The following is a 23,209-nucleotide window of genomic DNA, read 5'->3' as shown; positions in this document are numbered from 1 at the left end:
GATAAATTACGGCAAATTAGGTGCAAGACACTTTATGAGCCAATCATTTGCAAAAAAGACCTTTAAAAGTATTAAAGGCAAAGCACAAAAAGCCCTTCATCGCAGTTTAGACCAACACGTAAAACTTGCCGTAACTGGCCTAAGTGGTAGTGGTAAAACAGCCTTTATTACCGCACTTGTTAAACACTTAACAACCCAAGCTGACGATAAAAACTTACCTTTTTTTGATGTAATGCGCGAGCACCGCCATGTGGCCACTAAAGTTGTGCCGCAAGAGGCGTTAAGAGTTCCTACGTTTAATTATACGCGCGCGCTAAATTCATTATTACCAAGCGATGGGATGCCTACATGGCCTGCATCAACCGAGCGGATTAATACGCTGCGCTTGGCAATAAAGTATCAGAGTAATGCAGGGCTGCGCGGCCACTTTTCGCCGCAATCAACGCTTTATTTAGATATTATTGACTACCCCGGTGAATGGCTCCTTGATTTACCTATGCTTGAGCAAAGCTATTCTCAATGGTGCGAGCAGCAATACCCGTTATTAACTCAGCCTTCGCGCGTAAACACATCAAGTGATTTCTTAATGGCCGTTGAGCAACTTGACTTAAACGCTCCCGTTGATGAAAACGCACTTGCTCATATTGCTCAGCTTTATCAAAGCATGTTAGTAGGGCTTAAAAAAGACACCAAACTTGCCATGTTGCAACCTGGGCGCATGCTAATGCCTGGCGACTTACAAGGCGCGCCATTGTTATTGTTTTTTCCGGTATCGGGTAAAGTAAATAGTGACGATGTCGTTGCGGGTTCTAATTTAGCGCATTTAATTAAGCGCTTTAACGCTTATATAAAAGAAGTTGTAAAACCATTTTATAATGAGCATTTTAGACACTTCGATCGCCAAATTGTACTTGTAGATGTACTTAGTGCATTAAACGAAGGGCACGAAACACTCCAAGAGCAAAGCAGTGTAATAAACCAATTACTCGCACACTTTAACTATGGTGAATCGGGCTTTTTTAAACGTTTATTTAAGCCCAACATAGACAAAATATTATTTGCAGCTAATAAGTCAGATCATATAAGTGCTAAGCACCATAAAGATTTAGCACTGCTACTTGATTCGCTCGTGCATGAGCAAAGTAATCACTTAAAGTTTGATGGTGTAAAAATAGAAACCATGGCTATGTCGTCAATTACAGCAACGCAGCCGCGCCAAATTACCGACAAAGGTCAAACACTCGACTGCATTTACGGCAAACCATTATACGAGCCTGATTGGCTTACCTATTTACCGCCGCAACCTCCCTCGCGGATGCTTAATAAAAGTGAGTGGCCAGCACAGGGATTTGAGTTTTTATCGTTCTCTCCAATGCCGAGCCCCGATAAACAACTAAAACATATTCGATTAGATCATGTCATGCAGTACCTGCTAGGAGACAAATTAACATGAGTGAGTCAAACCAACCATTTCAAGCAGGGCGTCGCATAGATACGCAAAGCATTGAGCAAAACGAACCCGTTTTAGCACCTGCAAAAATTATTCAGCACGGACAAAGTGATTACGAAGAACTTGAAGAAGATGAAGCACTAGAGCCAGAAATAGATCTAGAACCAGTGTACAAAAAGTCAAAGTGGCAAACGCTTAAAGGTGTTTTTGCTATTAGTTTTATAGTACTGGTGCTTTTAGAGTTTGCGTACTCGTTAGTATTTGCTTTCGAGCAGTCAATTATTTTAGGCAGCGTTTATTTAACAGCAGTTGTAAGTGGCGTGCTGCTAATAGGGCGCTTATTGTGGCGAGAGTACCGAATGCTGCGCAGTTTAAAGCGTAACCAATTGCACCGAGTTGAAGCCGACAGGCTTTTAAACAGCGAGCAAGTAGGCGGTGCATTACCTTGGCTCGAAAAGCTTAATAAACATCAGGAGCTTGATAACTTTGAAACCTTTAAAAACCAAGTAGCGACGCATCACAGCGACAAAGAAATAATGACGCTGTACGCCAATAGTTTATTAATAACCCAAGACACCAAAGCTAAAAAGCTTATAAATCGTTTTGCGACTGAATCTGCACTGCTAGTTGCCCTAAGCCCACTTGCGCTGGTGGATATGATGGCCGTGCTTTGGCGCGGTACTAAGTTAATAGAACAAATTGGTAAAATTTACGGCATTGGTTTTGGCTACGCGAGCCGTATAAAGTTATACCGTATGCTGATAAAACAAGTGATGTTTGTAGGCAGTGCTGAGCTTGTATCTGACCTTGCTGCAACTGCACTAAGTGCTGAGCTTTTAGGTAAGCTTTCGGGGCGGGCTGCGCAAGGTGTCAGTGCCGGTATTTTTACAGCGCGTATTGGTTACAAAGCAATGGAGCTTAGTCGCCCATTACCACGGCTTGAAAACAAACGCAGCTTGTTAAAAGGCACTGTGCAAAGCATCGCAGGTAAAATTATGAGCCGTAAAAAGGCGGAACCAACACAGTAAAAAGTAGTGGCAATATTTGTGTACAAACATGAGCTGCACGGTTTTTACACAAATAGCCATCTGAGCATCCGGCATGCTTGCTGTTTGTAAGCGCATACGTTTTGATTGTTGAATCGCAAAAACATAATAATCAAAAAATGAGCCTACAATGAGCAAGCATCATATAAACACCCAGTGTATTCACGGACCACAAAAAGCAAACGACCCGCACGGCGCACTCACTTCTCCTTTGTATCAAACCTCTACCTTTCATTTTGAAAATGCCGCACAAGGTGCTGCGCGTTTTGCAGGCGACGAACCTGGCTATATTTATACGCGTTTAGGAAACCCTACAACCACAGAACTTGAACAAAAAGTTGCTCAACTAGAGAGCTGTGAAGCAGCTGCTGCAACCGCAACAGGTATGGGGGCTGTATCTGCCTCAGTACTGAGCTTTTTATCGCAGGGAGATCATCTTGTTGCCTCAAGTGCTTTGTATGGTTGTACCTTTGCGTTTTTCTCGCATATGTTGCCGCGCTGGGGAATCGAAGTCACTTTTGTTGATATGACCAACGAGGACGAACTACGCGCTGCCATCAAACCTAATTCAAAAATGATATTTGTAGAAACGCCAATCAACCCCACTATGGCGGTTATTGATTTGGCACTCATTGGCGCAGTTGCTAAAGAGCACAATTTAATTAGTGTGGTCGACAACACCTTTTTAACGCCGCTACTGCAATCGCCTAAAAAATACGGTATCGACATTATAATGCACAGTGCGACCAAGTACTTAAACGGCCACGGAGACGTAGTTGCCGGTATTGTATGTGGATCGCTTGAGCACATAACACACATTAAAATGACCGTACTAAAAGACATTGGTGCAACCATAAGCCCACACGACGCATGGCTAATTAATCGAGGCCTAAAAACACTCGCTATTAGAATAGAGCGTCATTGTCAAAGCGCACAAACAATAGCCGAATATCTAGAAGCGCATCCACAAGTAAGCACCGTATATTACCCGGGGCTTAAATCGCACCCAGGTTATAAGTTTATTGGTAACCAAATGAAAGCCGCTGGTGGTGTTATTGCGTTTGAAATAAAAGGTACGCTACAAGATGGCGCACAATTTATTGATAGTATGAAACTTTGTACACTTGCAGTAAGCCTCGGCGACGCTGAAACACTGATTCAGCATCCTGCATCTATGACTCACTCGCCTTATACGCCAGAGGAGCGAGCTGCCGCTGGAATAAGTGATGGGCTGATCAGACTCTCGGTTGGGCTTGAAGATGTTAACGACATTATTAGTGATTTAAACCAAGCTTTTACTAAAATTGGTTAGGTGTATTTAATTGTGTACACATAAAATAAGCTATAGGCCTTTATTTAAAGGCCTGTATTTTTAATGTGCCATAGGTGTAATTTTAACTTTACGATTGGGGTGATCGCGCCAAATACTGATGTTAGCCTATCTATTAAACTTTTCTTCACTTTTGCATAGTATGGGGTCATTCGATATTCAATAGGTTTGAGTATCACACTGACACCGATTTAGGGTTCACACCCAAGAAGGTACTTATGGCTAAAGCAAGTAAATACACATCCAAAACACCAGACGAAAATGGTGTTATACACTGGAGTGATGAAGAAAATAAAATTTGGTCTGAGCTTGTAGCGCGCCAACTTGCATGCATTGAAGGCAAAGCCTGCAACGAGTACATGCAAGGGTTAAAAAAGATTAACCTGCCGCACGATCGTATTCCGCAGTTAAGCGAACTAAACGAAGTGTTACTAGCCACTACCGGTTGGCAAGTTGCACCAGTACCTGCGCTTATCGACTTTGATGAGTTTTTTAGATTACTGGCAAACAAGCAGTTTCCGGTAGCTACATTTATTCGTAGCCGCGAAGAATTTGACTACCTACAAGAGCCAGATATTTTTCATGAAATATTTGGCCATTGCGCCATGCTAACTAACCCTGACTTTGCCGAGTTTACGCATAAGTACGGGCAATTAGGTTACGCAGCGCAGAAAAAAGACCGTGTATACCTTGCGCGTATATACTGGTTTACAGTCGAATTTGGTTTAATGCAAACCGAAGACGGTCTGCGTATTTACGGCGGTGGTATTTTATCAAGCCCAGGTGAAACTCAGTACGTATACTCAAATACGCCAGAAATCACCCCAATGAATGTGCTTGATGTACTGCGTACGCCGTACCGTATTGATATTATGCAACCACAGTACTACACCATAAATTCGATTCATGATCTGTTTGATATATCGCAAATGGATATTATGACTTTGGTTGAGCGAGCTAAAGAGCTTGGTTTGCACGACCCAAAATTTCCACCAAAAGAAAAATTAGCCAGTTAAATATTAATGCTAAAAAAGCTAAAAGTAAGGATTTAGAATGTCTTCATTAAGTGCACAAAAATGCGAAGCCTGTCATGTAGATGCGCCAAAAGTATCTGACGAAGAGTTAGCGCAATTAATTACTAAAATCCCAGACTGGGTACCAGAAGTACGTGACGGCATTATGCAGCTTGAGCGTGTTTATAAATTTAAAAACTTTAAACAGGCTATCGCGTTTACTAACAAAGTAGGCGACATGGCAGAAGACGAAGGCCATCACCCAGGTTTATTAACCGAGTGGGGCAAAGTAACGGTTACATGGTGGAGCCATTCAATTAAAGGCCTACACAAAAACGATTTTATTTGCGCAGCTAAAACAGACGACGTATTTAACGCGCTGTAAAGAAAACTAATTGGGCAAACCAACAAAAGCACTTATTTTATAAGTGCTTTTTTGGTTTTGGGAGGTCATTGCTAACAATGAGCAGCTCGGTATTGTTTTTATCGGCGTAGGTTGGGTTGAGTGAAACGAAACCCAACTTTTTACGTCTTAGAATATTCAATTTTATTGTTTTCTCTAAAGAGTTAGACTCAGAATGAAGAAGGTTAATCATTTAAGGCTTTTTATATGGAATATGTTTATCACTACACTTCTGCAGATGGTTTAAAGGGAATTTTAGAGAGTAAAAGTTTATGGGCTACTAATACAGAGTATTTAAATGATTTTAGAGAAATTAAGGAAGGTATTGATACGATAAAATCGCTTAGACAGAACTTGTATGAATTTTCACAAAGAAAACTCGAAAAAATCTATGCCAAGCATAAAAATATGCCTTTAGAGATTATCCAAGAAGCAATGCAAAATAAAAAAGTGCATCTCGCAAATCATTTTTTAAAGTTTCTGTGGGATATAATTGATAATAATAGCATTGATGAAATTTACACGACTTCATTTACAACTAAGCATGATAGTTTAAATCATTGGCTTACCTACGGGTCAGAGCAAACCTCATACTGTATAAAGTTTAACAAAGAAAAGCTATTTGATGATATGTATTTCAGACAACGAAAATTTTTGAGTGGCTATGATAATGTTGACTACGAACCGGCTACGAATATTTTTCACTCTTTGCTCGAGGAACATTACCTTCCAGAGGTTTTAGGTTACATCTTAAATTCAAATTTAGATTTAGATTTAGATAAGAAAGAACTTGATAAAAAATGTGCTATAGCTGCAATTGAAATTTTTAATGAAGTTATTTTTAAGATTGCCAGTATTAAAGATAGAGCATTTAAGTATGAGGAAGAGTATCGTTTTACCCTATTTCATCCTGGTTCGGTAATGCTAAATGACGATGACCAAATTGATTACTTTGATTTCATAGATTCTTCTGATATCGACTTTTTAGAGCAAGGAGAGCAAGGAGATAAAGATGGAAAGCACTTTCCTTTATGCTATCGCACTCTTAAATCTGGCATTATAGCCCCATATAGAGCGATACCTTTTCCTAAAAATTCAATTGAAGAAATTATAATAGGACCATCAGAAAATAATGAGTTGGCTGTTAAAGGCTTAAAGTCCCTTTTGAGTTCATTAAATTTTGATGTAGAAGTGTCTAGTACTAAAACTTCATTTAGAAGAATTTAAAAAAGCTCTAAACCCAAAGGGCTTAGAGCTTTTCTATGTACAATTAAAGTTTAGCTAAAATACTTAACTTTAAAGTACTGTTGGGTTTCGTTTCACTCAACCCAACCTACTATTACTCATCAATTGAGCGGAGTAGGGCGTTTATGCCTACTTTTTCACGTGTTTGCTTATCTACTTTTTTCACGATGATTGCAGCGTAAAGGCTGTGGGTGCCATCTTTTGACGGTAATGCGCCTGGTACAACTACTGCGCCTGCTGGTACGCGGCCGTAGTGAATTTCGCCAGTTTCGCGGTCATAAATACGGGTGCTTTGGCTGATGTAAACGCCCATTGAAATTACCGCGCCTTCTTCAACAATTACGCCTTCAACAATTTCAGAACGTGCGCCAATAAAGCAGTTGTCTTCAATGATGGTTGGGTTAGCTTGTAGAGGCTCTAAAACGCCGCCTATGCCTACGCCACCTGATAAATGTACGTTCTTACCAATTTGTGCACATGAGCCTACAGTCGCCCATGTATCAACCATAGTGCCGTCGTCAACGTATGCGCCAATATTTACGTACGATGGCATAAGTACGACGTTTTTACCTACAAAGCTGCCTTTACGGGCTACTGCGTTTGGCACTACGCGCATACCGCCTTGTTGAAATTGCTCTGGCGTATAGTCGCTAAATTTAAGTGGTACTTTGTCGTAAAACTGGTTTACGCCGTCGTTCATTGGTTGGTTGTCGCGAATACGAAACGACAGTAATACTGCTTTTTTAAGCCACTGGTGTACAACCCATTCACCTGATATTTTTTCGGCAACGCGTGCTGCGCCGCTATCAAGTAAATCAAGTGCGTCGATAATAGCTTGTTTTACGTCGCTTGATACTGTGTTTGGGCTAATGCTATCGCGGTTGTCCCATGCGTTTTCGATCATCGTTTTTAAATCTGACATGTGTGTCCTCTATTCTGTTTCGGCGTTGAATTTTTTACGTAATGCCTGATGAATTTTTGCTTGCTCTTCATCAGTCAGCGCTTGGTATTCGTTATTAGATACGACAAAGAAATCCTCGGCACGTTCACCTACCGTTGTAATGCGGGCAGCGTGAATGTGTAGTAAATGCGCTTGGAAAACTTCGGCTATTTTGGTTAGTAAACCTTGTATATCGACGGCTTGAATTTCTATTAAGCTACGGTCTTTGCGTGCATGTGGGCGCAACACAATTTTAGGTTTAATATTAAAATCTTTAAAGCGTTGAGAGCGGCTCTTTTTAAAGCGAATCTTTTTACGCGGATCGCTCAGAGCTTGCTCAAGCCCGCGTTTAATTGATTGCGCTCGACCACTTGCAATAGGGTCGCCACTTACTTCTAGTATTACAAAGCTAAACAAGACGTAGCCGTCTTTTGTGGTCAGTACTTGCGCGTGTTGTATTTGCGCTTTTTTAGAGCCAATCACACTTACTAATCGGGCAAACAGTGGGCCAGAGTAGGGGCTGTATACAAATACTTGTGTGCCACCATGCATAGCTTTGTTAGATACAACAACACTTGGCTGGCTTAAGTCTGTGCTACTTAATAAATGTTCACTTTGCCATGATATTTGTTGTTCGCTAAAGGCGGTAAAGTAGTTGGCTTTAAAGCGGCTCCAAATTAAATCAATTTTTTCCTCTTGATAACCCAGATTTATTAAGCGTTGTTTAGCTTGGTGCTTTTTATCGCGAATTTGGTCGCGTTGATCCATTGGGTTTTCGAGTCCTAGGCGCAAAGCGCGCTGCGTGTGTAAGTAGAGCTCACGCAGTAGGGTGTTTTTCCAATCGTTCCATAAGTTGTCGTTGGTTGCACGTATGTCGGCAACGGTTAAACAATATAAGTAGTCGAGTTGGCGCTCTGTTTTAACACGTGTAGCGAAGTCTTTTATTACAGCAGGATCGTTAATGTCTTTACGCTGTGCGGTAACAGACATAAGTAAATGATTACTTACAAGCCATGCTATTAGTTTTCCATCTGATGACGCAAAACCATGTAACTTAGCGAATGCAATGGCGTCAACAGCGCCAAGTTCTGAGTGGTCGCCACCTCGCCCTTTAGCAATGTCGTGAAATATACCGGCTAAATAAAGTAGCTCTGGTTTGTCCATTCGAGTGACTATTTCACTGCAAATAGGAAACTCGCTAATGCCTGTTTTATCAAAATATTCGTAAATGTTTTTGATTAATTTGTGAGTGTGCTCATCTACGGTGTAGGCGTGAAACAAATCAAACTGCATTTGCCCAAATATATTACGCCACTGCGGTAAGTAGGCGGCAAGCATGCCGTGCTTGTGCATGAGCGTAAATGCGCGGCCCATGCCGTTAGGATGTTTAACTAAGCGTAAAAAGGCTTCGCGACAGGCTGCGTAATCTTGCAAATCGCCCAATAAACGACGGCGCACTTGGCGAATAGTACGAATAGTACTTGGGTAAATATGCGTTATTGCTGGGTTATCGGCTATGTGCTCAAACAATACAAAGAGTTGGTCGCGTCTAAAAAATACCGACGGGTCTTTTACGCGTATTTGATGACCTACTTGCTCAAAGTTTCTGTCGAGTTCAATTGCTGCCACAGCACTACTTTCGGGCATTATACTTTGTTCAAAGTATGAAAGTAGCATTTGGTTAAGTTCGCGCACGCGGCTCATTATTCTAAACAAGCGCTTCATCATACGCTCAACAGACGCTTTGCCGTCGCTACCAAAACCTAAAATTTCGGCGGCTAGCGGTTGATGATCAAACAATAAGCGGTTTTCCGCTCGACCTGCAGCTAAATGCAGTGCAAAGCGAATGTTCCATAGGTTTTCTAGGCACTCAGAAAGCTCTTGAAACTCTTCGTGAGTTAAGTATCCGTGGCTTATTAACTCTTGCAGGGTTTCGGTTCTAAAATGCTTTTTTGCCACCCAAATAATGGTTTGTAAGTCGCGCAGACCACCGGGGTTTTCTTTAATGTTTGGCTCAAGATTATACGCGGTGCCGTGGCACTTTCTGTGGCGTAAGTTTTGTTCTTGAACTTTGGCAGTAAAAAATTCACCTGAGCGCCATACTGGCGTTTCAAGAATATGCATTTTGAGTTTTTCAAACTCAATGTGGTTACCAAAAATAAGGCGGCTTTCGAGCAAGCTGGTGGCAAAAGTAACGTCTTCACGTTTTTGCTCAATGGCTTGTTCTATCGTACGCACGCTGTGACCAATCTCTAAGTTGAGATCCCATAGCATGGTGACAAACTGGCCTATTTTTTCGCATATTTCTTCGCTTGGCGGTTTAGTTACAAGCAATAAAAAGTCGATGTCGGAGTAGGGATGTAGCTCACCACGTCCGTATCCGCCTACCGCTATTAATGCTAAATCAGGTTCGCGCGCTAAGTCGTAAACATGAAAAAGCTTAATTAGTAGGCGGTCAATAAACTCAGCCCGGGCATTAATTAAATTCCCAACCGGTTGTTTAGAAAATTCGTTATGTAACCATTTATAAAAATAGCTAGAACAATCGCGATAATCACTAAGTTGCTCTGCATCGCTAAGCAACTTTTTTACTTTGTTGGGTAATGCCACGTGGGCTGGCTCCTTGTTGAACCTTTCACACGGATAAGAATTTTCTTATCAAGTGTTTCGGTTTTATTAGTGTTCTATGATCCGCTCGATAGTATCATCTGATCGTAGCGTTAAAATTTCAACACCATTTTCAGTCACTAATAAAGTATGTTCCCACTGTGCAGACAAACTACGGTCGCGTGTTACTACTGTCCAATCATCTTTAAGAAGTTTGCATTGGCGTTTACCCGCATTAACCATAGGTTCAATAGTTAAACACATACCTGCTTTTAAGGCTTCGCCAGTACCGGCTTTACCGTAATGCATTATTTGTGGTTCTTCATGAAATCCTGCGCCGATACCGTGGCCGCAATATTCACGTACAATTGAGTAGTTAAAGCTCTCTGCATATTTTTGAATTGCTGAGCCAATATCACCCAAGCGCACACCTGGTTTTACCATTTTAATAGCAAGGTATAAGCTTTCTTGTGTTACTTCTGCAAGACGCTTAGCTTGAATGTTTGGTGTACCAACGTGGAACATTTTAGATGTGTCGCCGTGGTAACCATCTTTGATGACAGTTACGTCGATATTTACACTGTCGCCTTCTTTTAATGCTTTGTCATTTGGAATTCCGTGACAAATAACATGATTAACTGACGTACAAACTGATTTTGGAAAGCCATGATAATTTAACGGAGCAGGGATTGCTTGTTGCACATTAACAATATAATCATGACAAAGTGTATTTAGCTCATCGGTGGTAACACCTGGCACTACATGAGGGCCGATCATTTCAAGTACATCGGCCGCTAAGCGCCCAGCTACGCGCATTTTCTCTATTTCTTCAGGGGTCTTGATAATAGCGCTCATTGAGGCTCCAAAGTTGAGTTTTTAACATTTATCGTCGAACAAATTTTGCACGCGACGTTGAGTATTTAATTTTAATATGGTATAAAGCGCGCCGTCTTTTTACAAATAAATTCTTAAATGATTTTTTGTATTTAAGGCAAACACAATTTTATTTTAACACACACACGTATCGTCACATACACTTGGGTGCATTTGAAGTTTAATTACTTCGGTGTTGGTGCTATGGGATATGTGGAGGCCTAACCCTAAACAACTATAGAGGATCTATAAAATGGCAAACGTTTCAATGCGCGATATGCTTCAAGCTGGTGTTCACTTTGGTCACCAAGCACGTTACTGGAACCCTAAGATGAAGCCTTTCATCTTCGGCACACGTAACCGTGTACATATCATCAACCTTGAGCAAACTGTACCAATGTTCAACGACGCACTTAAGTTTTTATCAAGTGCTGCAGCAAACAAAGGTAAAGTTCTTTTCGTTGGTACTAAGCGCGCAGCAAGCGACGCAGTTAAATCAGCTGCTTTAGAAAGCGACCAGTTCTTCGTAAATCACCGTTGGTTAGGTGGTATGTTGACTAACTGGAAAACTGTACGTCAATCAATCAAGCGTCTTAAAGACCTTGAAGCACAAAGCCAAGACGGAACTTTCGAGAAATTAACTAAGAAAGAAACGTTAACGCTTAACCGCGAAATGGAAAAGCTTGAAAAGAGCCTTGGTGGTATCAAAAACATGGGCGGTCTTCCAGACGCGCTTTTCGTTATCGATGCTGACCACGAGCACATTGCTATCCGTGAAGCAAACAACCTAGGTATTCCAGTTGTTGCAATCGTAGATACTAACTCTAACCCAGATGGTGTTGATTACATCGTACCTGGTAACGATGATGCTATCCGTGCTGTAAGCCTTTACACTAGCGCTGTTGCAGCTGCTATTACTGAAGGTCGCGAGAATAACATCGTTGCTCAAGCTGAGAAAGACGATTTCGTTGAAGCTGAGTAATTAGCTGTCATCAAGTCTTCATCTTTTTAAGGTGAAGACTTGCTATTCTTGTCGAGCGGGTAACCCGCTTATCTAACCTGATTTCAGATTTGAGGATTTACTAATGGCTGTAACTACTGCCCTAGTTAAAGAATTACGCGAGCGCACAGGCGCTGGCATGATGGATTGTAAAAAAGCGTTAACTGAGACTGATGGCGACATCGAGTTAGCGATTGAAAACATGCGTAAAAGTGGCGCTGCTAAAGCTGCTAAAAAAGCAGGTAACATTGCTGCTGAAGGTACTATCATCATCAAGCAAAACGCGGGTGTTGCAGTACTAGTAGAAGTTAACTGTCAAACAGATTTCGTTGCAAAAGACGTAAGCTTCTTAGCATTTGCTAACAAAGTTGCTGACGCTGCAATTGCTGACACTATCTCTATCGAAGACTTACAAGCTAAGTTTGAAGAAGACCGTGTTGAGCTAGTTACTAAAATTGGCGAAAACATCAATGTACGTCGTTTACAGTACGTAACTGGTGAAAACCTAGTTGAGTACCGTCATGGCGATCGTATCGGTGTTGTTGTTGCGGGTGTTGCTGATGAAGAAACACTTAAGCACGTTGCAATGCACGTTGCTGCATCTAGCCCTGAATACTTAACACCTTCAGATGTACCAGCCGATGTTGTTGCTAAAGAAAAGCAAGTACAAATCGAAATCGCGATGAATGAAGGCAAGCCTGCTGAAATCGCTGAGAAGATGGTTGTTGGCCGCATGAAAAAATTCACTGGTGAGGTTTCTCTTACTGGTCAAGCTTTCATCATGGAGCCTAAGAAAACTGTTGGCGATATTCTTAAAGAGAAAAACGCAACAGTTACTAGCTTCGTACGTGTAGAAGTTGGTGAAGGTATCGAGAAGAAAGAAGAAGATTTTGCTGCTGAAGTTGCTGCTCAAATCGCTGCTGCTAAAGCTAAGTAAGATTACTATTTGTGAAGGATAATGAAATTAGATGCAATTAAAGTACTATTTGGTTTTGCTTCGCAGCTAGAAATTCTTTAAAATAACCGCGCTTTTATGTTTAACATAAGCGCGGTTATTTTTTATCCATAATTCAATAAAAGTTGGCCCCAATACTATGACTATCAATCGCAAACCTATTTTTAGACGTGTTCTTCTCAAATTAAGTGGTGAAGCTTTAATGGGAGACGAAGGCTTCGGCATCGATCCTAAAGTTTTAGACCGTATGGCACAAGAAATTAAAGAGCTAGTAGAGCTCGACGTAGAAGTGGGTTTAGTTATTGGTGGAGGTAACTTTTTACGCGGTGGATCACTTGCAGAAGCAGGTATGAATCGCGTAGTAGGCGATCACATGGGTATGCTTGCAACGGTTATGAACGGCCTTGCAATGCGTGATGCGCTACACCGTGCATTTGTAAATTGTCGTCTTATGTCGGCTATTCCGCTTAATGGTGTATGTGACGCTTATAACTGGGCTGAAGCAATTAGTTTATTGAAAACTGGTCGCGTAGTTATTTTTGCAGCGGGTACTGGTAACCCATTTTTCACTACCGATTCTGCAGCATGTTTACGCGGTATCGAAATTGAAGCGGATACGGTAATTAAAGCGACTAAGGTTGATGGCGTATACAGTGATGACCCTGTTAAAAACCCAGATGCGACGCTTTATACCCACTTAAGCTACAATGAAATCATTGAAAAAGAATTAAAAGTTATGGATTTAGCGGCATTTACTCTAGCCCGCGATCACAATATGCCATTGAGCGTATTTAACATGAATAAATCAGGCGCGCTAAAACGCGTAATTATGGGTGAAGAAGAAGGTACACTTATTTCTTCACAAGCCTCAGATGAAATAATCAAATAATTAGGATTAAACCGTGATTAACGATATTCAAAAAGACGCGCAAGCGCGCATGCAAAAAAGTGTAACTGCACTAGGTAGCCAATTATCTAAAATTCGTACTGGCCGTGCACATCCTGCAATCCTAGATGGCATTATGGTGTCGTACTACGGTGCACCAACGCCTTTAAACCAAGTTGCTAACGTAACAATTGAAGATTCTCGTACACTTGCTATTGGTGTATTTGATAAGTCTTTAGCGCAAGCTGTTGAAAAAGCAATTATGGCATCTGACTTAGGTTTAAACCCTATGTCGGCAGGTACTGTTATTCGCGTACCACTTCCTCCACTTACAGAAGAGCGTCGTAAAGACCTAATCAAAATTGTACGCGCTGAAGTTGAAGGCGGTCGTGTTGCTATTCGTAACATTCGTCGTGATGCTAATGGCGATGTAAAGGGTTTATTAAAAGATAAAGACATATCTGAAGATGAAGCGCGTCAATCAGATGATGCGATTCAAAAGCTTACTGATAAGTTTATTAAAGAAATGGATACTTTATTAGCTGCTAAAGAAACAGAATTGATGGAAATCTAAGCAACTAAAATTATTAGTTTTGAAACGCCGTCTAGGGTATACTAGGCGGCGTTTTTTTATGGAATACTCGATATTTATGGTTCTAGATGCTGACACAATTTCACAGCAATGTTTACCCAAACATGTTGCTATCATCATGGATGGGAACGGACGTTGGGCGCAAGCTAGAAATAGACCTCGTGTGTATGGGCATAAAAAAGGCGTAGACGCAGTTCGTCAATCTGTTCAGTTTTGTACTAAATTAGGGATACAATCGTTAACCTTATTTGCTTTTAGTAGTGAAAACTGGCGCCGCCCTGAAGACGAAGTAAACACTTTAATGGAGCTTTTCTTATTTGTTTTAACAAAGGAAGTTAAAAAGCTTCATAAAAACAATGTAAAACTGACCATTATTGGAGACTTATCACGATTTTCTGAAGGATTACGTAGCAAGGTAGACGCTGCGCATAAGCTGACTGAAAATAACACCGGGTTGCGTTTAAATGTTGCAGCTAATTACGGTGGTCGTTGGGATGTTGCCAATGCGGCAAAACAACTTGCTTTGCAAGTTGCGCAGGGCACACTAAACGCAGAAGATATTACAGAAGAGCGCTTAGCACAGCATATGAGCATGGCAGATCAGGCAGAACCTGATTTACTTATTCGCACTGGTGGCGATGTTCGTATTAGTAATTTTTTACTATGGCAAGTTGCTTATGCAGAACTTTACTTTACCGAGACACTTTGGCCAGATTTTAATGAAGCAGCATTTGCTGAGGCCATTGCGTGTTACGTTGCCAGAGAGCGACGTTTTGGTTGTACGGGCGAACAAATAAAACAATTACTCGCTCAAACCTAAATAGAATAAGGGTCACATTTTGTTAAAACAACGAATTTTAACCTCTCTAGTGCTAGCTCCATTAGCATTGGCTTTGGTTTTTTATACACCGCTTACGTTATTTAGTTACTTTGCTGGTGCAATTGTATTATTAGGCGCATGGGAATGGTCTGCATTTATGGGCCTTTGCGACAAGCTTAAACGTGCTGCCTTTGTTGTGTTTATTGGCGCTTTACTTGCCTTGCTTAATTTACATTGGCCTATTGAATCATTATGGGAAAATGGCAAGCTAGTCGGTGATGCAAATTACGTATTTACGCTTTCGTTTGCTTGGTGGATTGTTGCTAGCTATTTAATTTGGCGCTACCCAGAAATGGCTAAAGCGTGGAATGAAGGCCTAGTTATGCGCGGCATTGCAGGATTATTAACGCTTGTGCCGTTATGGCTTGCACTAAATACACTACGTAGCGCGCAATATGCTGAATCAACTCATTTTGGTTCGGTGCTAATTTTAGTGGTACTCGGTATTGTATGGAGCGCAGATGTGGGTGCTTACTTTACGGGTAAAAGTTTTGGTAAACATAAGTTAATGCCTAAAGTAAGCCCTAATAAAACAATTGAAGGGTTAGCAGGCGGTGTAGTCGCTTCTATTATTTTTGTATTAGCATTTTGTCACTTTACCGATGTTGATTTAGTTGTATGGCCTGTGTACGCGATAATGACAGCATTTATTGCGTTGTTTTCTGCGGTAGGTGATTTACTGGAAAGCATGTTTAAACGTGAAGCTGGTTTAAAAGATAGCGGTCGATGTTTACCAGGACACGGCGGTATTTTAGATAGAATTGACAGCTTAACGGCTGCTGCTCCAATGTTTGTTATGTGCTATGCGTGGACTCTTAGTTTATGAGCCAAAAGCAATTGCTGGTTATTTTAGGCGCAACGGGCTCAATTGGTTTAAGTACACTTGATGTTGTGTCGCGCAATAAAGAGTTATTTGATGTTTTTGTTTTGGCTGCAGGACAAAATGCAAAGAAAATGGCGGAGTTGTGTATTGAACATGAACCGCTTTATGCGATTATGGCTAACCAGCAGGCCGCAGAGCAATTATCTGCGTATTTAGCTAATACTCAGTGCCAAACTCTTGTTATGCACGGTGAGCAAGCAATGAGTGACTTATGTGCTCATCCTGATGTTGACATTGTAATGTCGGCAATTGTAGGTGCAGCTGGTTTACTACCCACATTAAGTGCTGTTGAAGCGGGTAAAAAAGTACTACTAGCTAATAAAGAATCTTTAGTTATGTCAGGTCAGTTGTTTATTGATAAAGTTAAACAACATAAAGCCACTTTGCTGCCAATAGATAGCGAACATAATGCAATTTTTCAATGTCTACCTTCTTCGTTACAAAATGCCAAAGGCGATCAAAAACTACAGCAACATGGCGTAAGTAAAATTTTACTTACCGGCTCTGGTGGCCCATTTTTAACGCGTGATATAAATACGTTAAAAGATGTAACCGTAAGTGAAGCCGTTGCACACCCTAACTGGTCGATGGGTCAAAAAATATCAGTAGATTCCGCAACTATGATGAACAAAGGCTTAGAGTTTATTGAAGCTAAGTGGTTATTCAATTGTGATGCGAGTGATATTGATGTGGTTATTCATCCACAAAGTATCATTCATTCAATGGTGCAGTACCACGATGGTTCTATTTTAGCGCAAATGGGTAACCCCGATATGCGCACGCCAATTGCCCATGCACTTGCGTATCCTGAGCGAATTAATGCGGGTGTTAAACCGTTAAACTTCTCTGACATTTGTGATTTTTCGTTTACTAAACCTGATTTTTCTCGTTATCCAAATTTACAATTAGCGATTGATGCGTGTAGTGCAGGGCAGGGCGCGACAACAACGGTTAATGCAGCAAATGAAATAGCTGTGGGCGCATTCTTAAACGGTAAAATTGGTTTTACCGATATATACAAAATAAATGCACAGACGCTAGAAGCTGCAACTTACACCAATGTGCAAAGCCTAGATGAAATTTTAGAGTGTGATAAATTAGCGCGTATTAGCGCTTCAGAATTTATAACAAAAGTGGCGCATTAATATGTTTGATTTTTTTTGGAATCTTGGCTCATTTATTTTAGCGCTTGGTATTTTAGTGGCCATACATGAATATGGCCATTTTTGGGTTGCACGAAAAATGGGCGTTAAAGTGCTGCGTTTTTCAATTGGTTTTGGTAAGCCACTGTTAAAATGGCATGACAAATATAATACCGAATACGTGATTGCCGCTATTCCATTAGGTGGTTATGTAAAAATGCTTGATGAGCGAGTTGATGACGTACCAGCAAATCAACGCCACTTGTCGTTTAACTCTAAATCTGTACAAGCGCGTATTGCTATTGTTGCTGCGGGACCAATGGCTAACTTTTTGTTTGCCATTTTTGCTCTTGCGGTGATGTATATGGTAGGTGTGCAATCGGTAAAGCCCGTTGTTGGCAGCATAACCGAAGGCAGTCGCGCAGAGCAGGCGGGCATTATGCCTTCTCAACATATTATAAAAATTGGTGATGATGACATAACGACATGGCAAGATGCCACGTTTGCGCTTATGTCTAACTTAGGCGAAGAAAGCGTTAAAGTTATTGTTCGTGATAAAAACCTTCAACCACGTGTTAAAACGCTTAATTTAGAAGGGTGGAAGCTTGACCAGCGAGACGTACCACCATTAAGTTCGTTAGGTATTGTGCCATTTAGACCTCAAGCAACTTTAACAATTGCCGCCGTAACTAAAGACTCAGCCGCAGAACACGCTAATTTACAAGTTAACGACACAATTTTGGCTGTAAACGGTGAAACAATAAGCAATTGGCAGCAATTAGTTAATCTTATTACGCAATCAGCTAACAAATCTTTACAATTTAGTGTAAAAAGACAAGATACTATACAAGCCATTACAGTTACCCCTAAAGGGCGCATTGATAATAACGGTATTGAGCAAGGCTTTTTAGGTGTTGCTCCTGTTGTACAGCAATGGCCTGATGGCTATGTAGAGACAAGGCATTACGGCCCGCTCGATAGTATTGTGCGAGGCACAAAAGAAACGTGGCGCTTAATTACACTCAGTTTTGACATGATTGGTAATTTAATTACTGGCCAGGTTTCGGTTAAAAATTTAAGTGGCCCTGTGGGCATTGCAGTAGGCGCTGGAACTAGCGTAAGCTATGGGTTAGTGGCCTTTTTAAGCTTTTTAGCCTTAATAAGCGTTAACTTGGGTGTATTTAATTTATTACCCTTACCAGTGCTTGATGGCGGACACTTAATGTATTACATAATTGAACTTTTTCGTAAAAAGCCGGTCTCTGAAAAGACACAAGAGTTTGGTTTTAAAGTGGGTGCCTTGTTGCTCATTTTTCTAACATGTTTCGCTTTGTTCAATGATGTATCGCGTTTGTAGTTACAGCGTGGCAAATTACTAATTAGAACACGATTGTAAAGCACCACTAGTAAGGTGTTATGCGGTAATACAGTTGTAAAGGATAAAGATAATAAAATGGCTATAAAAAAACATTTGGCAATAACAAGTTTATTGGGTGCAAGTTTTGCAGCCCTAGGCCAAAACTCCTTTATTGTTGAAGACCTGAAAGTTGAAGGTTTGCAGCGCGTAGCACTTGGTGCAGCGCTAACACATATTCCTATTAACGTAGGCGATAATGTTGATGACTATACGATTTCAAAAACAATAAAGTCACTTTATCGTTCTGGGCACTTTGATAACATAAAAGCACTTCGTGATGGCAACAACGTTATTTTTAAAGTAACGGAACGTCCTACCATCAGCTTTATTGAGTTTGAAGGCAATAAAGACATTAAAGACGAGCAGCTTAATGAGTCTCTTGATCAGCAAGATATTCGCCAAGGTGAACCACTTGATAAAACCGTTATCGATAGTATCGAAAAAGGCTTAGTTGAGTTTTTCCACAGCATTGGTAAATACAACGCTAAAGTAGATATCAGTATTACTAAGCTGCCACGTAACCGCGTTAAACTTAAGTTAGAGTTTGATGAAGGTGATGCTGCTTCTATCCGCCAAATTAACTTAGTGGGTAATGAACTTTTTTCTAATGAAGATTTGCTTAAACTTGCTGAATCGCAGCAAGATTTACCTTGGTGGCAGTTTATGGGTAGCGACCGTTACCAAAAGCAAACCATTGAAGGCGATTTAGAAAAAATTCGTAGTTATTATTTAGACCGTGGTTACCTACGTTTTAATATCGACTCAACGCAAGTTTCAGTGAGCCCTGAACGTGAATCAGTTTACGTTACAGCTAACTTAACTGAAGGCGTAAAATATAAAGTTAAAGGTTTTGATTTTATAGGCGACTTGCTTGGCCGGGAAGACTTAATTAAAAGTGTTATCCCACTTAGAGCGGGTGAGCTTTATAACGGTTCTGTAGTTACTTCATCTGAAGAGTTTATTAAAAGCTACTTAGCACGTTTTGGTTACGCGAATGCTGAAGTGCGTACAATTCCAGAAATTGACGACGAAAAGCAAGAAGTACAATTAACACTATCGGTTAATCCAGGTAAGCGTGTATACGTTCGTCGTATTATTGTTGGCGGCAACCAAAATACGGCAGATGAAGTACTTCGTCGTGAAATGACACAACTTGAAGGCGCATGGTTATCTAATCAAAACCTTGAGCGTTCAAAACTGCAAATTCAACGCCTACCTTACATGGAAACTGTTGATTTTAACGTAGTGCCTGTACCCGGTGTGGATGACCAAGTAGATGTAGACTTTACTGTAAAAGAGCAATCAGCAGGTAGCTTTAATGCTGGTCTTGCTTATGGTTCTTACTTAGGTCTGCAGTTTAATATTGGTGTAACAGAATCTAACTTTTTAGGCACAGGTAACCAAATTGGTTTAAACCTTAATACGTCTACAGGTTCTGAAAGCTTAAGCTTATCGTACACAGACCCATACTTTACGCCAGATGGTGTATCGCAAGGCAGTAGCATCTTTTACAGAAACTACGATGCAAGTAAATTCAGTCTTGTTGAATATAAATCGAAAAGTTATGGCTTAGGCACAAATATTGGTTTTCCAATTGATGCTGTAAATCGTGTTAACTTTGGCGCCCGTTGGATTAAAGAAGAGCTTTCGGACATTGCAGAGTACGAGCAAACGCGTGTACTTCGTGAAACATTCTTAGATCCAGATAACCCAGATGCAGGCTTTGACTTTACTAAGTATGAGCTGAGTGTTGGCTGGTCGCGTATCACCGTTAACCGTGGTTTATTCCCAACAGCGGGTTCGCGTCAAACTCTAAACTTAACAGCAACAACGCCTAACTCAGATCTTCAGTACTTTAAACTGAATTACGATTCGCGTTTTTACTGGCCTATATCAAATGACCACCGTTGGGTATTTTCAACGCGTGCAGCACTTGGTTATGGTAATGGTTATGGTTCTACAAACGGGTATGAGCAAACACTTCCATTTCAAGAGTACTTCCGTATAACTGAAATGGAACTACGTGGTTTTGACCGAAATACAATATTACCACGTGCTGTATCGCGTATACCGCAGTCTATTCCGGGTACGCCAGGTGCAGACGGTACTACAACCGGTAGTATCGGTGGTTCATCAGAATTTGATATTCTAATACCACAAGGCCGTATTGGTGGTAACGCCAAGGCTGTGGCAGGTATGGAGCTAATTGTTCCTACACCATTCTTAGATGAAGAAAATACCAGCTCTGTACGTACTAGCTTCTTTGTTGATGCTGCAAACGTATGGGATACTGAGTTTAACGTAGATCGCTATCAAAACTTAGCACCCGATGAACGTGCTAAATTAGATGACTATTCAGACCCAATGCGTTTTAGGGTTTCAACCGGTCTTTCATTACAATGGATCTCTCCAATGGGTCCAATGCTGATCAGTTTTGCGTATCCATTGCAAAAAGAAGAAGATGACGATACGAAAACCATCAGCTTTAACATTAGTAACACTTTCTAAAGGAGTTTTTTGTGAAAAAATTATTTAAATCAACAGCTGTAGCAGTTTTAGCAACGTTAATGATGGGTACTTCTGTGAATGCATTTGCACACAAAGTAGGTATTGTTGATATGCAGGAAATCTACAAGCAAATTCCTCAAATGGCTAAAATTGAACAGTCTTTACAAACTGAGTTTGCTGAACGTCGTCAAGAGCTTGAAAAGTTACAAGGCGATATTCGTTTTGAAGCTGAAAAATTTAAACGTGAAAGTACAACTATGAGCCAAGCTCAAAAAGATACTCTGCGTGAAAAAATTCAAGGCATGCAAAAAAATCTTGCTGAACAAGGTCGCCCTTTAGAGCAAGAAATTAAAGCGCGTCAAAACCAAGAGCTTGCTAAAGTTCAAGGTGTAATCATCAAAACAATTGAAGAGATTGCTAAAGACGGCGACTTCGACGAAGTTAAAGTAAAAGACACTACTATTTACTTTAACCCTAAAGAAGTGACTGATCTTTCATCTAAAGTTGTAGCCGCTGTTAGTAAGAAATAATCACTCTATGCAAAATTATACGCTTTCGCAAATTGCGGAACTTCTAGGCGCCGAACTTCAGGGTGATGGCGCTTTAGAAATAAAAAAAATAGCGACACTTGCAAATGCCCATTCTGGGCATATTGCATTTTTAGCGAACTCAAAATATCGATCGCAACTTGAAACTACTCAAGCGAGTGCTGTAATAGTAAGCCAAGCCGATGCAGAGTACTTTAGTGGCAGCAAAATTATTGTTGCTAATCCGTATGTAAGTTACGCAAAATTAGCGCAATTTATGGATACAACACCACGCTCAGCCTCGACGGGTATTCATCCAAGTGCAACTGTTCATTCAACAGCGATTGTTAGTGATAGCGCCGCTATTGGTGCTAACGCAGTCATTGAAGCTCATGCAGTGATAGGTGACAACGCGCAAATTGGTCCGAACAGTTTTATCGGGGAACGTGTTAAAATAGGTTCTGGCACTAAGCTTTGGCCTAGTGTGACTATTTATCACGATGTTGAAATTGGTTCAGATTGTTTGTTTCAAGCAAATAGTGTTGTAGGTAGTGATGGGTTTGGCTATGCAAATGAGCGCGGGCAGTGGGTTAAAATACCTCAGCTTGGTTCAGTTATCATAGGCAACAAAGTTGAAATTGGTGCAAGTACGACAATTGATCGTGGTGCACTGGACAATACCATCATTCATAGCAATGTTATTATCGATAATCAGTGTCAAATAGCGCACAACGTTGAAGTTAATTCAGGCACCGCAATAGCGGGCTGCACTGTACTTGCAGGAAGCGTTACCATTGGCAAGAACTGTCAAATTGGTGGCATGGTTGCAATTAATGGTCACATGTCTGTATGTGATGGTGTTATAATTACCGGCATGAGTATGGTGACAAAATCAATCACCGAACCAGGTATTTACTCATCTGGTATGCCCCATACAACAAACAAAGAATGGCGTAAATCAATAGCTCACTTGCGTAACCTTTCAGACATGAAATCTCGTCTTAAAGCGCTTGAAGCATTGGCTAAGTCATAACGTTGAACACTAATAAGGATGCTATTTTGGCAAACGAATTAAATAGCCTTGATATTCAAGAAATTTTAAGTTTATTACCGCACCGTTACCCGATGCTATTAATTGATCGTGTTATTGATTTTACACCTGGCAAGTCTTTACATGCTATTAAAAATGTTTCTATAAATGAACCAATTTTTACTGGGCACTTTCCAAATCAGCCAATTTTTCCTGGTGTGCTAATATTAGAATCAATGGCGCAAGCAACGGGTTTATTAGGTTTTAAAACAGTAGAAAACCGTAGCGAAAACGAATTATATTTGTTTGCTGCTGTTGATAATGCACGTTTTAAACAACCTGTAATTCCTGGTGATACAATGCATCTTCATGTTGAGTTTTTAAAAGAACGTCGCAACATTTGGAAGTTTGCTGCAGAAGCTAGAGTCGACGGCAAAATAGTGTGTAGTGCCGAAATTATGTGTGCGAGAAGAGAGTTTTAA

Annotated in this window: 21 protein-coding genes; 18 read left to right on the top strand and 3 right to left on the bottom strand. The window is 40.7% G+C overall.

The features are described from left to right. The first annotated feature begins 34 nt into the window (after window positions 1-34). The 6 genes from I6F43_RS13215 (at window position 35) to I6F43_RS13190 (ending at window position 6,469) form a co-directional block, all read left to right on the top strand. Entirely contained in the window at window positions 35-1,453 is a 1,419-nt protein-coding gene (locus tag I6F43_RS13215; RefSeq protein ID WP_197102730.1) for a YcjX family protein, read from the top strand. After that, window positions 1,450-2,478, top strand: a complete 1,029-nt coding sequence (locus I6F43_RS13210) for a YcjF family protein (protein ID WP_197102728.1) — start codon at window positions 1,450-1,452, stop codon at window positions 2,476-2,478. Before I6F43_RS13215 ends, I6F43_RS13210 begins: the two co-directional genes overlap by 4 nt. Window positions 2,479-2,626: 148 nt before the next feature. Continuing rightward, window positions 2,627-3,808: a methionine gamma-lyase gene (gene megL, locus I6F43_RS13205; protein WP_007580969.1), complete on the top strand. Its 1,182-nt coding sequence runs from the start codon at window positions 2,627-2,629 to the stop codon at window positions 3,806-3,808. Between the two features lie 236 nt (window positions 3,809-4,044). Then, window positions 4,045-4,842 carry a phenylalanine 4-monooxygenase gene (gene phhA, locus I6F43_RS13200; protein WP_197102726.1) on the top strand — a complete coding sequence of 266 codons (798 nt, stop codon included), beginning with the start codon at window positions 4,045-4,047 and terminating at the stop codon, window positions 4,840-4,842. Between the two features lie 37 nt (window positions 4,843-4,879). Next, on the top strand, window positions 4,880-5,224 hold the full coding sequence (locus tag I6F43_RS13195) for a 4a-hydroxytetrahydrobiopterin dehydratase (RefSeq protein ID WP_002958326.1): 345 nt from the start codon (window positions 4,880-4,882) through the stop codon (window positions 5,222-5,224). Window positions 5,225-5,449: 225 nt separating this feature from the next. Then, window positions 5,450-6,469 carry a DUF2971 domain-containing protein gene (locus tag I6F43_RS13190; RefSeq protein ID WP_197102725.1) on the top strand — a complete coding sequence of 340 codons (1,020 nt, stop codon included), beginning with the start codon at window positions 5,450-5,452 and terminating at the stop codon, window positions 6,467-6,469. A gap of 112 nt (window positions 6,470-6,581) precedes the next feature. On the opposite strand, the gene dapD is transcribed toward I6F43_RS13190, so the two are convergent. The 3 genes from dapD to map form a co-directional block, all read right to left on the bottom strand. Next, window positions 6,582-7,409 carry a 2,3,4,5-tetrahydropyridine-2,6-dicarboxylate N-succinyltransferase gene (gene dapD / locus I6F43_RS13185; RefSeq protein WP_165736407.1) on the bottom strand — a complete coding sequence of 276 codons (828 nt, stop codon included), beginning with the start codon at window positions 7,407-7,409 and terminating at the stop codon, window positions 6,582-6,584. Between the two features lie 9 nt (window positions 7,410-7,418). After that, window positions 7,419-10,037: a [protein-PII] uridylyltransferase gene (glnD, locus tag I6F43_RS13180; RefSeq protein WP_197102723.1), complete on the bottom strand. Its 2,619-nt coding sequence runs from the start codon at window positions 10,035-10,037 to the stop codon at window positions 7,419-7,421. Window positions 10,038-10,103: 66 nt separating this feature from the next. Further along, window positions 10,104-10,889, bottom strand: coding sequence for a type I methionyl aminopeptidase (map, locus tag I6F43_RS13175; protein ID WP_007580976.1), 786 nt, complete (start codon window positions 10,887-10,889; stop codon window positions 10,104-10,106). Between the two features lie 271 nt (window positions 10,890-11,160). On the opposite strand from map, the gene rpsB reads away from it, so the two are divergent. From rpsB to fabZ, 12 genes are all read left to right on the top strand, one after another. Then, the gene (rpsB, locus tag I6F43_RS13170; protein ID WP_007580978.1) at window positions 11,161-11,889 is read left to right on the top strand and encodes a 30S ribosomal protein S2; all 729 of its coding nucleotides are present in this window, start codon (window positions 11,161-11,163) and stop codon (window positions 11,887-11,889) included. A 103-nt stretch (window positions 11,890-11,992) separates the two neighbouring features. Next, the gene (gene tsf / locus I6F43_RS13165; RefSeq protein ID WP_007580981.1) at window positions 11,993-12,844 is read left to right on the top strand and encodes a translation elongation factor Ts; all 852 of its coding nucleotides are present in this window, start codon (window positions 11,993-11,995) and stop codon (window positions 12,842-12,844) included. A gap of 157 nt (window positions 12,845-13,001) precedes the next feature. Next, complete coding sequence (gene pyrH, locus I6F43_RS13160) at window positions 13,002-13,751, top strand: UMP kinase (RefSeq protein WP_007580982.1); 750 nt, start codon at window positions 13,002-13,004, stop codon at window positions 13,749-13,751. Between the two features lie 49 nt (window positions 13,752-13,800). Next, on the top strand, window positions 13,801-14,322 hold the full coding sequence (gene frr / locus I6F43_RS13155; RefSeq protein ID WP_206006177.1) for a ribosome recycling factor: 522 nt from the start codon (window positions 13,801-13,803) through the stop codon (window positions 14,320-14,322). A gap of 58 nt (window positions 14,323-14,380) precedes the next feature. Further along, complete coding sequence (locus I6F43_RS13150) at window positions 14,381-15,160, top strand: isoprenyl transferase (protein WP_007580985.1); 780 nt, start codon at window positions 14,381-14,383, stop codon at window positions 15,158-15,160. Window positions 15,161-15,179: 19 nt separating this feature from the next. After that, the gene (locus I6F43_RS13145; RefSeq protein WP_007580986.1) at window positions 15,180-16,046 is read left to right on the top strand and encodes a phosphatidate cytidylyltransferase; all 867 of its coding nucleotides are present in this window, start codon (window positions 15,180-15,182) and stop codon (window positions 16,044-16,046) included. After that, a complete protein-coding gene (gene ispC, locus I6F43_RS13140; protein WP_024590724.1) occupies window positions 16,043-17,248 on the top strand; it encodes a 1-deoxy-D-xylulose-5-phosphate reductoisomerase in 1,206 nt (401 codons plus the stop codon). The genes I6F43_RS13145 and ispC overlap by 4 nt, the downstream gene beginning before the upstream one ends. A gap of 1 nt (window position 17,249) precedes the next feature. Further along, entirely contained in the window at window positions 17,250-18,602 is a 1,353-nt protein-coding gene (gene rseP, locus I6F43_RS13135) for a sigma E protease regulator RseP (RefSeq protein ID WP_197102721.1), read from the top strand. 96 nt (window positions 18,603-18,698) lie between these two features. Continuing rightward, window positions 18,699-21,170, top strand: coding sequence for an outer membrane protein assembly factor BamA (gene bamA, locus I6F43_RS13130; protein WP_197102719.1), 2,472 nt, complete (start codon window positions 18,699-18,701; stop codon window positions 21,168-21,170). 11 nt (window positions 21,171-21,181) lie between these two features. After that, the gene (locus tag I6F43_RS13125) at window positions 21,182-21,700 is read left to right on the top strand and encodes an OmpH family outer membrane protein (protein WP_007580993.1); all 519 of its coding nucleotides are present in this window, start codon (window positions 21,182-21,184) and stop codon (window positions 21,698-21,700) included. A 7-nt stretch (window positions 21,701-21,707) separates the two neighbouring features. After that, a complete protein-coding gene (gene lpxD, locus I6F43_RS13120) occupies window positions 21,708-22,730 on the top strand; it encodes a UDP-3-O-(3-hydroxymyristoyl)glucosamine N-acyltransferase (protein ID WP_007580995.1) in 1,023 nt (340 codons plus the stop codon). Between the two features lie 26 nt (window positions 22,731-22,756). Next, window positions 22,757-23,209, top strand: coding sequence for a 3-hydroxyacyl-ACP dehydratase FabZ (gene fabZ / locus I6F43_RS13115; RefSeq protein WP_007580997.1), 453 nt, complete (start codon window positions 22,757-22,759; stop codon window positions 23,207-23,209).

Origin of the sequence: Pseudoalteromonas sp. NZS71_1, assembly GCF_015864305.1 — a bacterium.
Taxonomy (GTDB): domain Bacteria; phylum Pseudomonadota; class Gammaproteobacteria; order Enterobacterales; family Alteromonadaceae; genus Pseudoalteromonas; species Pseudoalteromonas arctica.
The sequence above is the reverse complement of the archived record's forward strand: the minus strand, read 5'-3'. Positions and strand labels throughout refer to the sequence as shown.

Bases quoted from the DNA above. Each gene is read 5' to 3' on its own strand.
- I6F43_RS13215 (WP_197102730.1), top strand. From the start codon at position 35: ATGAGCCAATCATTTGCAAAAAAGACCTTTAAAAGTATTAAAGGCAAA.
- I6F43_RS13210 (WP_197102728.1), top strand. From the start codon at position 1,450: ATGAGTGAGTCAAACCAACCATTTCAAGCAGGGCGTCGCATAGATACG.
- megL (WP_007580969.1), top strand. From the start codon at position 2,627: ATGAGCAAGCATCATATAAACACCCAGTGTATTCACGGACCACAAAAA.
- phhA (WP_197102726.1), top strand. From the start codon at position 4,045: ATGGCTAAAGCAAGTAAATACACATCCAAAACACCAGACGAAAATGGT.
- I6F43_RS13195 (WP_002958326.1), top strand. From the start codon at position 4,880: ATGTCTTCATTAAGTGCACAAAAATGCGAAGCCTGTCATGTAGATGCG.
- I6F43_RS13190 (WP_197102725.1), top strand. From the start codon at position 5,450: ATGGAATATGTTTATCACTACACTTCTGCAGATGGTTTAAAGGGAATT.
- dapD (WP_165736407.1), bottom strand. From the start codon at position 7,409: ATGTCAGATTTAAAAACGATGATCGAAAACGCATGGGACAACCGCGAT.
- map (WP_007580976.1), bottom strand. From the start codon at position 10,889: ATGAGCGCTATTATCAAGACCCCTGAAGAAATAGAGAAAATGCGCGTA.
- rpsB (WP_007580978.1), top strand. From the start codon at position 11,161: ATGGCAAACGTTTCAATGCGCGATATGCTTCAAGCTGGTGTTCACTTT.
- tsf (WP_007580981.1), top strand. From the start codon at position 11,993: ATGGCTGTAACTACTGCCCTAGTTAAAGAATTACGCGAGCGCACAGGC.
- pyrH (WP_007580982.1), top strand. From the start codon at position 13,002: ATGACTATCAATCGCAAACCTATTTTTAGACGTGTTCTTCTCAAATTA.
- frr (WP_206006177.1), top strand. From the start codon at position 13,801: ATGCAAAAAAGTGTAACTGCACTAGGTAGCCAATTATCTAAAATTCGT.
- I6F43_RS13150 (WP_007580985.1), top strand. From the start codon at position 14,381: ATGGAATACTCGATATTTATGGTTCTAGATGCTGACACAATTTCACAG.
- ispC (WP_024590724.1), top strand. From the start codon at position 16,043: ATGAGCCAAAAGCAATTGCTGGTTATTTTAGGCGCAACGGGCTCAATT.
- rseP (WP_197102721.1), top strand. From the start codon at position 17,250: ATGTTTGATTTTTTTTGGAATCTTGGCTCATTTATTTTAGCGCTTGGT.
- bamA (WP_197102719.1), top strand. From the start codon at position 18,699: ATGGCTATAAAAAAACATTTGGCAATAACAAGTTTATTGGGTGCAAGT.
- lpxD (WP_007580995.1), top strand. From the start codon at position 21,708: ATGCAAAATTATACGCTTTCGCAAATTGCGGAACTTCTAGGCGCCGAA.